General features: G+C 64.0%; 13 protein-coding genes. All 13 read right to left on the bottom strand.

All coding sequences use genetic code 11. From position 1 onward, the window contains the following. Nucleotides 1–145: 145 nt before the first annotated feature. On the bottom strand, nucleotides 146–1,621 hold the full coding sequence (locus CHB99_RS09800) for a sigma-54 dependent transcriptional regulator (RefSeq protein ID WP_042124614.1): 1,476 nt from the start codon (nucleotides 1,619–1,621) through the stop codon (nucleotides 146–148). A gap of 169 nt (nucleotides 1,622–1,790) precedes the next feature. Beyond that, a complete protein-coding gene (fliT, locus tag CHB99_RS09795; RefSeq protein ID WP_042124612.1) occupies nucleotides 1,791–2,087 on the bottom strand; it encodes a flagellar protein FliT in 297 nt (98 codons plus the stop codon). 24 nt (nucleotides 2,088–2,111) lie between these two features. After that, nucleotides 2,112–2,495: a flagellar export chaperone FliS gene (gene fliS / locus CHB99_RS09790; protein WP_042124610.1), complete on the bottom strand. Its 384-nt coding sequence runs from the start codon at nucleotides 2,493–2,495 to the stop codon at nucleotides 2,112–2,114. 131 nt (nucleotides 2,496–2,626) lie between these two features. Further along, entirely contained in the window at nucleotides 2,627–4,039 is a 1,413-nt protein-coding gene (gene fliD, locus CHB99_RS09785) for a flagellar filament capping protein FliD (protein ID WP_042124608.1), read from the bottom strand. A 79-nt stretch (nucleotides 4,040–4,118) separates the two neighbouring features. Then, on the bottom strand, nucleotides 4,119–4,487 hold the full coding sequence (locus CHB99_RS09780; RefSeq protein ID WP_042124606.1) for a flagellar protein FlaG: 369 nt from the start codon (nucleotides 4,485–4,487) through the stop codon (nucleotides 4,119–4,121). A gap of 67 nt (nucleotides 4,488–4,554) precedes the next feature. Beyond that, entirely contained in the window at nucleotides 4,555–5,409 is an 855-nt protein-coding gene (locus tag CHB99_RS09775) for a flagellin domain-containing protein (RefSeq protein WP_042124605.1), read from the bottom strand. Nucleotides 5,410–5,627: 218 nt separating this feature from the next. Further along, entirely contained in the window at nucleotides 5,628–5,888 is a 261-nt protein-coding gene (locus CHB99_RS09770; RefSeq protein WP_042124603.1) for a hypothetical protein, read from the bottom strand. Further along, nucleotides 5,885–7,174, bottom strand: a complete 1,290-nt coding sequence (locus tag CHB99_RS09765; RefSeq protein ID WP_042124601.1) for a motility associated factor glycosyltransferase family protein — start codon at nucleotides 7,172–7,174, stop codon at nucleotides 5,885–5,887. Before CHB99_RS09765 ends, CHB99_RS09770 begins: the two co-directional genes overlap by 4 nt. 57 nt (nucleotides 7,175–7,231) lie before the next feature. Continuing rightward, the gene (locus CHB99_RS09760) at nucleotides 7,232–8,158 is read right to left on the bottom strand and encodes a ketoacyl-ACP synthase III (protein ID WP_042124599.1); all 927 of its coding nucleotides are present in this window, start codon (nucleotides 8,156–8,158) and stop codon (nucleotides 7,232–7,234) included. Nucleotides 8,159–8,405: 247 nt separating this feature from the next. Continuing rightward, the gene (gene pseI, locus CHB99_RS09755) at nucleotides 8,406–9,458 is read right to left on the bottom strand and encodes a pseudaminic acid synthase (RefSeq protein ID WP_042124597.1); all 1,053 of its coding nucleotides are present in this window, start codon (nucleotides 9,456–9,458) and stop codon (nucleotides 8,406–8,408) included. Then, nucleotides 9,445–10,515 (bottom strand): UDP-2,4-diacetamido-2,4,6-trideoxy-beta-L-altropyranose hydrolase, encoded by a 1,071-nt coding sequence (pseG, locus tag CHB99_RS09750; RefSeq protein ID WP_084702703.1) that lies wholly within the window; start codon nucleotides 10,513–10,515, stop codon nucleotides 9,445–9,447. Before pseG ends, pseI begins: the two co-directional genes overlap by 14 nt. After that, entirely contained in the window at nucleotides 10,512–11,225 is a 714-nt protein-coding gene (gene pseF, locus CHB99_RS09745; RefSeq protein ID WP_042124595.1) for a pseudaminic acid cytidylyltransferase, read from the bottom strand. Before pseF ends, pseG begins: the two co-directional genes overlap by 4 nt. Continuing rightward, on the bottom strand, nucleotides 11,222–12,430 hold the full coding sequence (gene pseC / locus CHB99_RS09740) for a UDP-4-amino-4,6-dideoxy-N-acetyl-beta-L-altrosamine transaminase (protein ID WP_042124664.1): 1,209 nt from the start codon (nucleotides 12,428–12,430) through the stop codon (nucleotides 11,222–11,224). Before pseC ends, pseF begins: the two co-directional genes overlap by 4 nt. Between the last annotated feature and the right edge of the window lie 58 nt (nucleotides 12,431–12,488).

Genomic DNA, 12,488 nt, shown 5'->3' with positions numbered 1-12,488 from the left:
TATAGCAATAGCCATGCCGGAAACTTTTCCGTCATATCGGACGATCAGCGGGAAATATCGAGCAAAGCCCGCAGGCACGGGCCTTAACCGCACAAACAGAAAGGTTTATGAGCGGCCGACGAAAACGGCGAGCGATGAACAGGCGTCAATCCTCCGCCTGTTCGTCTCCGTCGCGACGGCTCATGCCGTACTTGCGCATCTTTTCCACCAGCGTGGTACGACGAATCCGCAGGCGCTCCGCGGCGCGCGCGACGATACCGTTGGCATCGTCCAGTGCCTGCTGGATCAGACCCTGCTCCAGACTGCCGAGATAATCCTTCAGGTCCAGGCCTTCCGGCGGCAGCATGGCGCTGGTGGGGAAGCTCGGCGAGTGGCCGTTGATCGCCACCCGCTCTTCCAGATCGTTGCGCAGGCTGTCGACCAACTGCTCGTCTTCGTCATCGACGTAGCGGAATTTCTTCGGCAGTTCGGCAACGCCGATCACGCCATAGGGATGCATGATCGCCATGCGCTCCACCAGGTTGGCCAGCTCGCGGACGTTGCCCGGCCAGCCATGACGGCACAGCGACATGATCGCCGCCGAGTTGAAACGGATCGAGCCGCGCTTCTCGTGCTCCATCCGCGAAATCAGCTCGTTCATCAGCAGCGGGATGTCCTCCACGCGCTCGCGCAGCGGGGCCATCTCGATGGGGAAGACATTGAGGCGGTAGTACAGGTCCTCGCGGAACGAACCGACCTCGATCATGCTTTCGAGGTTCTTGTGGGTCGCGGCGATGATGCGCACGTCGATGCTCTGGGTCTTGTTGCTGCCGACCCGCTCGAACGTCCGCTCCTGCAGGACGCGCAGCAGCTTGACCTGCATCGGCAGCGGCATGTCGCCGATTTCGTCGAGGAACAGGGTGCCACCGTTGGCCAGCTCGAAACGCCCGGCGCGGCTGGTGATCGCCCCGGTGAAGGCGCCCTTCTCGTGACCGAACAGCTCGCTTTCCAGCAACTCGGCGGGAATCGCCCCGCAGTTGACCGGCACGAACGGCGCTTCGCGGCGCTTGGAGTGATAGTGCAGATTGCGCGCGACCACTTCCTTGCCGGTACCCGACTCGCCGAGGATCAACACGCTGGCGTCGGTATCGGCCACCTGCTGCATCATCTGCCGCACATGCTGGATCGCCCGACTGGTGCCGACCAGGCTGCGGAACAGGTTCGGCTCGCGCTGGCGACCACGCTCACGCGCCTGGTCGTACATCTCGCGATAGACCTGGGCACGGTGCAGCGAATCGAGCAGGTTGCTGTAGCTCGGCGGCATTTCGAGGTTGGAGAGGACGCGACGGCGCAGCTCTTCCGGCAACTCCAGCGAAGAAAGTTCGCCTAAAAGCAAAACCGGAAGGAACTCATCCCAGGCAGCCACTGTCCTAAGCAAGCCCAGAAGGCTGGCCGGAGCATTCACGGTCCCGACAAGCACACAGAGAACTTCACGACTGGACGACAATGACTCGACAACCTGCTCCCAGTCATGGCTGGAGCACGGCAGATTTTCTTCCCCAAGAAAATTCAACACCACCGCCAGGTCACGGCGGCGAGCACCATCGTCATCGATCAGGAGAATTTTGGTTTCACGCCACATGCAATAGCAACTTCCCTAGTCAACTCGAGACCCTTCGAAGGGCATGCTCGACATCATTCCGACTGAACGGTCAGTGTTCCGACGTCTGAAATTAGAAAACAGCCACTAGTTAAGTCAAAAAACCTTTCACAGTCAAATTTATGGCGCGTAACTGATTTTCGATCAACCGTCAGCGGTACAGATGGTATACCTTTGTCGCCTGCTGTGCCTGCTTGATCTTTGACATCTCGTCGGCAATCGCCTGACGCTCTTCCGTCGCCACGTCGATCAACTGCCGATAGACCCCGAGCAGGTCCTGGAGATTGTCCCGCAGGGCTTCCTCGTCGACCACTTCCGCGCTCATCACCTCGTCCATGCAGACACGGCAAGCCTGGTCCAGCTCACCCACCGCCTCCCAGTCGCGCTTGGCCAATGCACCGACCAGCGCCTCCCGGGTTTCCTCGATTCGCTTGAGCACAGCACTCATCACGATACCCTCTATCGCAACTGGTTATTGTGGGGCGACCGCGTCCCAGCCTTCCTTGACCGTGGTCAACAGATCGCTCACTTCGTCGAGCGCGGCGATATCGTTCTTCAGGTTGGCGTCGGTCAGACGGCGGGTCATGTAGAGATAGAGGTTGTCCAGACGCTCCAGCTCCGACGTCATGTTGTCGCGATCCAGGCCTTCGCGCAGACCACCGATGATACCGATGGCCTTGCCGATGGCGATGCCCTTGCCTGCGATGTCCCTGCGCTCGAGGGAGCCCTTGGCCTGGGCGATACGGTCCAGACCACCTTCCATCAGCATCTGCACCAAACGGTGCGGGCTGGCTTCGGACGTCTGCGCCTGTGCACTGATTTTCTGATACTGCCGAAGGGCCAACATCGGATTCATTGCGTGTACCTCACCAAAACTCGATTGTCTCTATGACAGGGCTATCGGCGCCGCGTCAAAAAACTTTAGGGAAAAAGCAAAAAGCCCGACATGCCGCTGTGGCACTGCCGGGCTTTTGGCGGGATGACGGATCAGGAGTTCTTCTGCCGCGCCGACATCGCGTCGAAGATGGACGTGATGTTATCGCGCTGGGCATTGAGCCTGCCGACCAGGGTATCCATCGTGTTGTACTTCTTGGTCAGCGAGGTGGTCATCGCCGCGATCCGGGCATCCAGGTTCGACTGCTGCAGCGACAGCTTCTTCTTGGCACCCTCCAGGATCTTCGAGCGGTCGGCCAGCAGACCGTCGGTCGCGGTGAACGGTTCAAGGGCCTTGGTCATGCGATTGGCAAGACCCGTTTCACCAGAGAACATGCCCTGGATCTGACCGCCCAGCTTCTGGGTGTCGATCGCCGCGGTGAACTTGGTGCTGTCGAACTCCAGCAGACCGGTGCTCTGCACGGTGTTGATACCGAGCTGCGACAGCACCTTCAAGGTGCCATTGCCACTGGCATTGGGAACCACCAGCTCGTTGCGCAGCGCCGAGAGCATGCCGCGAACCATGGAGTCACCCGCCAGCGCAGGTGCGGTCCCCATCGTACCGTCCGCATTCTTCGGCGTCTGGCTCATGCCGTTGATGGTGTTCACCAGGGCGTTGTAGGCATCGACGAAGCCCTGCACCGACTTCTTCAGGCCGTCGTTGTTGGTCCCCACGGTCACCGTGGTCGCGGTGGTCGGCGTGGCGCTTTTGGCGACCAGCTCGAAGGTCAGGCCGCTGACGGCATTGTCGATCTTGTTCGACTTGCTGGTCAGGTCCATGCCGTCCACGGAGAACGAGGCATCCTGCGCCTTCGCCGAAATGAACCCGGCCCCCGCCCCCGAAATCTGGGTCGTGCCGTTGATCGCCAGTTCGCTGATACCGCTGACGGAGATGTCCGAACCCGCACCGGTGGTGGTCGAGGTCAGGACCAGGCGCGAACCGGTACCATCGTTGATGATGTTGGCGGTGATGCCCTTGGCGGTGAGCGAGCCGTTGATCGAGTCGCGTACCGACTGCAGGGTGGCACCGGCACCGATCTCGACGTTGTAGTTGGTGCCATTCTGCGACACCACCAGGGTGCCCTGGCTGATCGCATCGCTGCTGTTGGCGAAACGCTGGCTGGCTACCTTGGACGCCGTCGCCAGTTCTTTGACGATGACGCTGTAGCTGCCATTCACCGCCGTGGCACCGGCCGTAGCCTTGACGGTCTTGTCGTCGGACGTGGTCGCCGAGTAGGCGATGAACTGCGGCGTGGTCGAGCTGCCAAGCTTCTCCAGCGCGGTCTTGTAGGTCGCCAGGGCGCTCTTCAGGCTGCCGATGGCGGAAATCGACGCGGTATTGGCCTTGGTCTGCCGATCGAGCTGGTTCTGCTTGGGCGTTTTCTCGGCGTTAACCAGGGCTTTGACGATCGCGGTGGTATCCAGACCACTGCCCAGACCGAGGGCCGGTAGAATTGGACTTGCCATTGTTCTCTCCTTGTTGGTTCACGCCAAACGCTTGACCATCACTGCACGAACCAGGGATGTATCAATTTTCGTACCGCTTTCAGACTTTCTCGTTGAAAAGCAGGCTGTTGACGTCTTGCAGGCTCTTTGCGAGTTCCAGCGCGGTTTCGGACGGAATCTGCCGAATCACTTCGCCGCTGTCACGGGCAACCACCTTGACGACAACCGTTCCGGTGGAATCATCCATCGAAAATTCCAGGTTGCGCTGCAACGACTGGACGTAATCCTGTAGCGCTTTCACCGCCGACTGCAGATCGGATGCGGGGCGCTCTTCGCTTTTTTCCACCGCCGCGAGGGCCGGCTTGTTGTTGACCTTGTCGGACGCACCCTGTTCAGCGCTTTTATCCTGCTGGGCCGCAGCTGCCGCTGGAGCCGGGTAAGACGCGTTCAATCTGACGCTCATGTCCATCGCCCATCACCTCCAAAGTAAAAAGCGAGGGAATGCTCGCGCACCCCCTCGCTCTTCATCGTAGCTATTACTGAAGCAGTTTCAGTACAGCGGATGGCAGTTGGTTGGCCTGGGCCAGAACTGCGGTGGACGCTTGCTGCAGGGTCTGCTGCTTGGTCAGCTGAGCGGTTTCCGCGGCGAAGTCGGTGTCCTGAACGCGACCCAGAGCCGAAGCCGAGTTCTCGTTCATGCTCTGCAGGTTGTTGATGGTGCTCTGGAAGCGGTTCTGGATAGCACCCAGCTCCGATTTCTTGTCGTCAACTTTCTGCAGGGCGGCGTCGATGGCGGTGATCGCGCCGTCAACAGCGGTGTGAACTGCGGAGTCGGAAGTACCGGAGATCGCCAGGGCGCCGGTACCAACAGCCAGGGCGGTAGCCGCGAAGCTGGAGGTCATCGAAACGCTCAGGATCTGGCTGGTACCAGTCATCGCACCGACCTGGAACTCCATGGTGCCAGCGGAACCGTTCAGCAGTTGCTTGCTGGTGCCGTAGGTGGTGGAGGTGGCGATACGGGTGATTTCGTCAGACTTGGCCGCGAACTCTTTGTTCAGCGCCGCACGTTCAGTGGTGCCGTTCGAGTCGTTACGTGCTTGCAGAGCCAGCTCACGCATACGCTGCAGGATGTTGGTGATTTCCGACAGAGCGCCTTCAGCGGTCTGGGTGATCGAGTTACCGTCGTTGGCGTTCTTGATCGCAACGGTGGTGCCGGTGACCATGGTCTGCAGCTTGTTGGCGATCTGCTGACCAGCGGCGTCGTCTTTGGCGCTGTTGATGCGCAGGCCGGACGACAGACGGGTCATCGAGTTGCTCAGAGCGTCGGAAGCTTTGTTCAGGTTCTTCTGCACGCCCAGCGAAGTGGTGTTGGTGTTAACGGTTAATGCCATGACGAATTCCTCGTTGGATGGATACTGCGGCTTCCGGCCCTGGCATCCGCCGGGTGTGGCCTAGAGAACCTTCGTAATGTTTATCGTCGGCTTGGCGGGTTGCTTTAGGGGTTTTTCGAAAAAAAATGCCATCACACCGCCACCCCTTGTAAATCAGGCACTTGCCGGTAATGGCCAGCAGCGCAAACGGTCAGCGGGGTGTGACGGGCATCACGCTTTCAGACGGAAACTGCCTGCTCGATCAAATTCACCAGTTCGTACTCCAGACTGTCGGCCAGGTCGATCCAGTCCTGGCGCTGCTGGGCCGCCAGCAGTTGTCCGAACAGCGTCGCGAACTGCGCCTGCACGGCCGGCGGGGCCTCGGCGAACTGGCGCGCGGCGATCTCCAGCGGCTCGACCATCGCTACCGCCGCCTCGACATCGCGCCCCAGGCGGAACAGGCCGGCGCAGCGGCGCAGGTGTTGCTGCACAGCGCTCATTGGCAGAACTCCCCATCGAACACCGTGCCGGCGATCGCGGCGCCGGCACGACTGGTATTGAAGAACGCCACCTGTGGATGGCGGGCGATGAAGCGCTCCAGCTCGATCAGATAGCCACGGAAGTTGAGTTGGGTACGCACCCGCTGGCCATGGCCGTCGAGCACCCAGTGCCGGGCCATCGATACCTGCGGGCCGAGTACGCCGTCGTCCCAGCCGGTGTGGGTGCGGTTGCCGGGAAAGGCGAAATCGGCACCGAACAGGGTGATGCGGCTGATCCCCATCTTCACCGCCAGGTCCGCCGCCGGATGAATGACGCTGCCACCGACGAACAGGTGCCCCCGCGGCAGCGCTTCGCGCACCCGGTCGTACAGCGCGCTGTCGGAGTAGCCGGCATAGCGCGGACCACGCCAGCCCGCCACGGTCTCGACATCGAGCATCGGCATGTAGACCAGCGCGGTGCTCGCCGAAGCCTCTGGCGGCAGGTGATGCAGGCGAATCTTGTGATCGACGCTGACCACGATGTCCGGCGTGACACCCGCCGCCAGCAGTGGCTTGTAGGCCGTGTCGACGGCAATGAACAGCGGCCGTCGCGCCTGCTCGCGAATGTGCTTCAAGGCCGGCAGGTGGCCTTGCAGGGTCGGCCCGGTGGCGATCACGAAGGCGCTCTCCCCGACCCGGCTGCCGAACAGCTGCGCCACATCGCGGTCGGCGCGCAGCAACGGCAGGCTGCGCTCCAGCAGTTCGACCAGATGCGGGTCGGCCACATCGAAGTGGGTGTTGTTGAAGGTCAGGTGGGTTTCGCTGATCAGGCGATCGCGGATCTTCGCGTTGAAGTCGTCGGCCAGGACCAGCTCCGCCGGCAGGGCGAAATACGGCAGGGCGATTTCCGCGCTGTCGCCGGCATAGTCGAGCTCGATGCGCGGATCGGCCAGCCACTGGCGCTGGTCGAGCAGGTGCAGGACCAGGGCGAACAGCGCGCCGTTGAGCACATGAACGTGCAGACGCTGCAGCCCGGGACGCTCCAGGAGGATCGCCTGCAGGTCGCCCAGGCCGCTGCCATAGACATGCAGCACGGCACTGTCGGGCAGGCTCGCGGCCTGGAAACGCGCCTCGGCGACGCGATCATGGCGACTGCTCAGCTGGATGCCGTCGATGCTCAGGGTCGACCCCTGCCCTTCGACCAGCACTGCGTTGATGCGCTCGCTGTCCTCGCGCGCGATGCGTTCGAACAGCGCCGGCCAGCGTTCCTGGAGAATTCGGGCGTTGTGCTGGAAAAACTCGCTCATCGATGAGCATCCCTTTGCCTGCGAAACGCCCGAGATTACCTCGGCGAAGACTTCAGGTCACGGCCGATGAAGAATCGCCGAACCCCACGACAGGCCAACGCCGAAACCGCTGATCGCGACGCGCTTCCAGGTGGTGTCCAGGGCGTGCTTTTCCAGCAGCAGCGGGATGCTCGACGACACGGTATTGCCGGTCTCGACCATATCCTTGACGAACTTCTCCGGCTTGTCCTCGAAGCGGCGCGCCACGGCATCGACGATGGCCGCGCTGCCCTGGTGAATGCAGAAGGCATCGATATCGTCCGCGGCCAACTGCGACTGTTCGAGCAGTTCGTGCAGATGCGCCGGGACCTTGAGCAGGGCGAAGTTGAACACCTGACGGCCATTCATGAAGAACACGCCGTCGGTCACCTTGAGGTGCGGCGCGCCGGAACCGTCGGTGCCGAACGCCGACTTGCCGAGGGCCCAGACCGGATCCTCACCCATCCAGGTGGCGGTGGCGGCGTCACCGAACAGCATGACGGTATTGCGATCTTCCGGGTCGACGATCTTCGAGTACGGATCGGCGGTGACCAGCAGACCGTTCTTCAGGCCCGCGGCCTCCATGAAGCCCTTCAGCGCGTAGATGCCGTAGACGTAACCGGAGCACCCCAGGGAAATGTCGAAGGCCGCGACATGCGTCGGCAGGCCGAGCTTGTCCTGGACGATGGCCGCGGTGTGCGGCAGGCCTTCGGCGTCACCGTTCTGGGTGACGACGATCAGGGCGTCGATGGCATCGCGCGACAGCGCGGGGTTGGCGGCGAACAGCGCGTTGACCGCCTCGACGCAGAGGTCCGAGGTTTCCTGCTCGTCGCCTTTGCGCGGCAGGAAGGCCGAGCCGATCTTGCCGAGGATGAACTCTTCATCCTTGCCGAACTTGGCGCCTTGTGCGTAGTTGTCCAGGCCGGCGGCCGGAACGTAGCTCGCAATGCTTTTTATGCCAATCATCATGGCTTCCCAATGAAAAACTGCTGAAGATCACCGCTCGCATGATTCGAGAGGCGCCAGAAAACAGGGATTCCCACCGCCCGCTGAACTGGGCGGCAGTGGAAATGGCGGTGACACGGCCCGCCACTTCCATCAACGATAGAGACACAGATGTCCGTTCTGACCGATAGGTCACGGATTTTCCCAGACAATGGCATATTTTCCTAGGGCGCGCCCAGTCAGAGCGCGCGCCAGAGAGGCGCGAGCCCTATTCGACGAGCGACCAGTCGAGTGCCGTGCCGCGTTTCAGCGGCTGCCGGGCCTTGCGCCCGAGCAGGGAATCCAGATGTTTGGGCGCAAGACCCAGCCCCGGGCGAATGGCGCGCACGTTGCTGCGGTCGAACGCCTCGCCGGCAGCCATGTCGCGGACCACGTAGAGCGAGCGGCGGAAGCGTTTCGAGGCCTGTTCGGCCTGGCTGGCACCGTAGTTGACCTGGCCCAGGGCCAGCCAGGCGCGCTCGGTTTCCTGCACCAGCCCGGCCATTTCCGCCGGTTCCAGGGAAAACGCCGCATCCACGCCGCCCTCGGCACGATCCAGGGTGAAATGTTTTTCCACCACACTGGCCCCCAGCGCCACGGCCGCCACCGCGCCACCGACGCCGAGGGTGTGATCGGACAGGCCGACCTCGCAGCCGAACAGTTCGCGCAGGTGCGGAATGGTTCGCACGTTGCTGTTTTCCGGACTGGCCGGATAGGTGCTGGTGCATTTGAGCAGGACCAGGTCGCGACAGCCGGCCTCGCGCGCGGCGCGCACGGTTTCGTCCAGTTCGGCGAGGCTGGCCATGCCGGTGGAGATGATCATCGGCTTGCCGGTGGCGGCCACCTTGCGGATCAGCGGCAGGTCGGTGTTCTCGAAACTGGCGATCTTGTAGGCCGGAACGTCGAGGCTTTCGAGGAAGTCCACGGCGGTTTCGTCGAACGGCGTGGAGAAGGCCAGCATGCCCAGCTCGCGGGCGCGCCGGAAAATCGGCTCGTGCCAATCCCATGGCGTATGCGCCTTCTGGTACAGCTCGTACAACGACGAACCGGCCCACAGGCTGCTGGGGTCTTCGATGAAGAACTCGCCGTGGCGCAGGTCCAGGGTCATGGTATCGGCGGTATAGGTCTGCAGTTTCAGCGCATGGGCCCCGGCTTTCGCCGCCGCCTCGACGATCTGCAGCGCACGCTCCAGGGACTGGTTGTGGTTGCCGCTCATCTCGGCGATCACCAGGGGCGCGACCTCGACGCCGACGCGGCGCTGGCCGATGTCAAAACTGCTCATCTTGCGAATCCTTCAATACCCGTTCGAAATGGCACTCGGCCTGTAAGTGATCGGTGAGCAAGGCCACCGCGACCCGGCGCGCGCCCAGGCCATCGACCAGTTGCCGACTGCGCGCGGCGAATTGTTGACGCAGCGGCGCATTGTCCAGCAGCACGGTGATGGCCTGGCGCAGCCCGTCCACCGTGGCCTGCCCGGCATCGCCCAGATACCGATGCACGCCCGCCCGGGCCAGGGCCTGGGCATTGGCCACCTGGTTGTCGGCGACGCTGACGCACAGGCTCGGCAGGCCCATGGCCGCGCGCTCCCAGGTCGTCCCGCCGCCAGCGCCGATGAACAGCGTGGCGGCGCCCATGCGCTCGGCCAGGTCGTCGACGAAGGCCAGCAGTTGCCAGCCAGGCTGCTGCTCGACCAAGGCACGCAGCGCCGCCAGGTCGGCACTGGCCTGGCCGGCGATGCACTGCACCGCGACCCGCTCGATGCCGGCCAGGGCCCGCAGGGTTTTCAGGGTCATGCCGGCCTGGTCGAAACCGCCGAAGCTGACCAGCACGCGCCGGGCCGTCTCGGCCGTCGCCTCGCGTTCGCGCCGAAACGCCGGGCGCAGCAAGGCGTAGCGCGGCCCGGCGAGCAGATGGCAGGTGCCGGGCAGCAGCGCCTGGTAGAGCGCGGCGCTGGCGGTGAAGTTCTGATCCAGCAGCAGGTCGCAGGCGTGGGGGCGATCGGCCAGGTCGTCGATCGCCATGATCCGCCGCGCCCATTGGCGCGCCGCGGTTTCCCAGGTTGCATCGAGCTGGTAGTGGTCGACGACGATCCAGTCGAAAAACGCCCCTTGCGGCAACACCGCGCGCAGCGCCAGCATCTCGTCCGCCGTGTCCGGCGACAGGGCGAAGACCTCATGCCCCGCCGCGGCGATACGCGCCATCTGGTGCCCGACCAGTTCCCGGCAGGCAAAGGCCACTTTCGCCCCGCAGGCCACCAGCTCCGCCGCCAGGGTCAGGCAGCGGGCGACATGGCCGATGCCCAGCGAACTGCCAGCATCCACGCGAAACAGCAGGTTCAATCGTCCAGTTCCCCGGCGTCGCGCAGCACGCGGTACAGGTATTCGGCGCGCACCCAGTCGTCCTCGGTGTCGATGTCCTGGACCAGGTGCCGCGGCACCATCACCGGCAGGCTGCGCTCGGAAAACAGCGGCTCGCCACGCACCCAGGCCTCGCTGCGTCCCCAGTAGAACTGGGCGGCATCCTGGTAGGCATGGGGCAGGTCCTGCGAGCGGGTGTCGCGGTACTGCGGATACAGCGGCGTCAGGGCGCCGTCGTCGGTCAGGGTCAGCGCCCGCTGTACCGGGAAGCCGACGCTGCAGACGGAAAACGCGTAGTCCTTGCGCGGATGCGCCATCAGGGTCTCGTAGCCCGCGCGCAGGTAGCGCTTCTGCAGCAGCGGCGCGGTGGCATACACGCAGCACGCCAGTTCGGCCCAGTAGCCCTGCTCTTCCAGGACGCGCAAGGCGTGCAGGATCACCGCGAGGGTACTGGCATGGTCGTCGGCGAGGTTCGCCGGGCGCATGAACGGCACCTCGGCACCCAGCTCGCGGGCCACGTCGGCGATCAGCGGATCGTCGGTACTGACCACCACCCGCTCGAACAGGCCGCTGCCCAGCGCGGCGCGGATCGAATAGGCCATGATCGGCTCGCCCTGGAACAGCTTGCGGTTCTTGCCGGGGATCCGCTTGCTGTCGCCGCGCGCCGGGATGATCGCCACCGCGCCGCTCATGCCCGGACCTCCGACAACAGCCCGGCGAGCACCGCCACCACGCGATCCTGCTGGGCCTCGCTGAGGTCCGGATACAACGGCAGGGTGATGGCCTGGCGGTAGTAGCGCTCCGCCTCGGGGAAGTCGCCGGGGGCGAAGCCGAGGTCGCGGTAGTACGGCTGCAGGTGAATCGGGATGTAGTGCAGGTTGACGTTGATGCCCGCCTCGCGCAGGCCGTCGAACACCGCACGATGATGGCCCTCGAGGTGCTCATGCAGGCGCACCACGTAGAGATGCCAGGCCGAATGCGCATCGGCCTGCGCCGTCGGCAACTGCAGCGGCAGGCCGGCCAACAGGCGCTGGTAGCGCGCCGCCAGTTGGCGGCGGCGCTCGAGGAAGGCGTCGAGCCGGCGCAACTGCGACAGGCCGAGGGCGGCCTGGATGTCGCACATGCGGTAATTGAAGCCCAGTTCGGTCTGCTGGTAGTACCAGTCGCCATGGGTGGCTTCGCTCATCCGCGCCGGATCGCGGGTGATACCGTGGCTGCGCAGGCCGCGCAGGTGCCGGGCCAGTTCGGGATCGTTGCACAGGACCATGCCGCCTTCGCCGCTGGTGATGATCTTCACCGGGTGGAAGCTGAACACCGTCATGTCGGCATGACGACCGCAGCCCACCGGCTCGCCGGCATAGTCGGCGCCAAAGGCATGGGCGGCATCCTCGATCACGCGGAACCCGTATTCACGGGCCAGGCGGGCGATCTCGGCCATGTCGCAGCTCTGTCCGGAGAACGCCACCGCAACCAGCACCCTGGGCAGACGCCCCGCGTCGCGGGCCAGCTCCAGCTTGCGCGCCAGGGCACGGACGTCGAGGTTCCAGGTCAGCGGGTCGATATCGACGAAATCCACCGCGGCGCCACAGTAGCGCGCGCAGTTGGCCGAGGCGACGAAACTGTTGGGACTGGTCCACAGCCAGTCGCCGGCGCCGAGCCCGGCGGCCAGGCAGGCCAGGTGCAGGCCGGCGGTGGCATTGCTGACCGCCACCGCATGAGCGGCGCGGCAGCGTTCGGCCACCGCCAGCTCGAAACGCTCCAGGGTCGGACCCTGGGTCAGCCAGTCGGAACGCAGCACCTCGACCACGGCATCGATATCGGCCTGATCGACGTTCTGCCGGCCATAGGGAATGTTCGTGGCCGGTTCGACCGGCAGGCACCTCTCGGCCAGCGGCATCCGGCTGACGCTCGCCGACGGCAATGGCGCGGCCAGGCTGCCGGCCAGTTCCACCGAC

The organism is Pseudomonas japonica, from assembly GCF_900188455.1.
In the GTDB taxonomy this organism is placed as follows: Bacteria; Pseudomonadota; Gammaproteobacteria; order Pseudomonadales; family Pseudomonadaceae; genus Aquipseudomonas; species Aquipseudomonas japonica.
The sequence above is the reverse complement of the archived record's forward strand: the minus strand, read 5'-3'. Positions and strand labels throughout refer to the sequence as shown.

Excerpts from the sequence above, each read along its gene's own strand:
- CHB99_RS09765 (WP_042124601.1), bottom strand. The coding sequence starts at position 7,174 with ATGAGCGAGTTTTTCCAGCACAACGCCCGAATTCTCCAGGAACGCTGG.
- pseF (WP_042124595.1), bottom strand. The coding sequence starts at position 11,225 with ATGAGCGGCGCGGTGGCGATCATCCCGGCGCGCGGCGACAGCAAGCGG.
- CHB99_RS09775 (WP_042124605.1), bottom strand. The coding sequence starts at position 5,409 with ATGGCATTAACCGTTAACACCAACACCACTTCGCTGGGCGTGCAGAAG.
- CHB99_RS09800 (WP_042124614.1), bottom strand. The coding sequence starts at position 1,621 with ATGTGGCGTGAAACCAAAATTCTCCTGATCGATGACGATGGTGCTCGC.
- fliD (WP_042124608.1), bottom strand. The coding sequence starts at position 4,039 with ATGGCAAGTCCAATTCTACCGGCCCTCGGTCTGGGCAGTGGTCTGGAT.
- fliT (WP_042124612.1), bottom strand. The coding sequence starts at position 2,087 with ATGAGTGCTGTGCTCAAGCGAATCGAGGAAACCCGGGAGGCGCTGGTC.
- CHB99_RS09780 (WP_042124606.1), bottom strand. The coding sequence starts at position 4,487 with ATGGACATGAGCGTCAGATTGAACGCGTCTTACCCGGCTCCAGCGGCA.
- CHB99_RS09770 (WP_042124603.1), bottom strand. The coding sequence starts at position 5,888 with ATGAGCGCTGTGCAGCAACACCTGCGCCGCTGCGCCGGCCTGTTCCGC.
- pseC (WP_042124664.1), bottom strand. The coding sequence starts at position 12,430 with ATGCCGCTGGCCGAGAGGTGCCTGCCGGTCGAACCGGCCACGAACATT.
- fliS (WP_042124610.1), bottom strand. The coding sequence starts at position 2,495 with ATGAATCCGATGTTGGCCCTTCGGCAGTATCAGAAAATCAGTGCACAG.
- CHB99_RS09760 (WP_042124599.1), bottom strand. The coding sequence starts at position 8,158 with ATGATTGGCATAAAAAGCATTGCGAGCTACGTTCCGGCCGCCGGCCTG.
- pseI (WP_042124597.1), bottom strand. The coding sequence starts at position 9,458 with ATGAGCAGTTTTGACATCGGCCAGCGCCGCGTCGGCGTCGAGGTCGCG.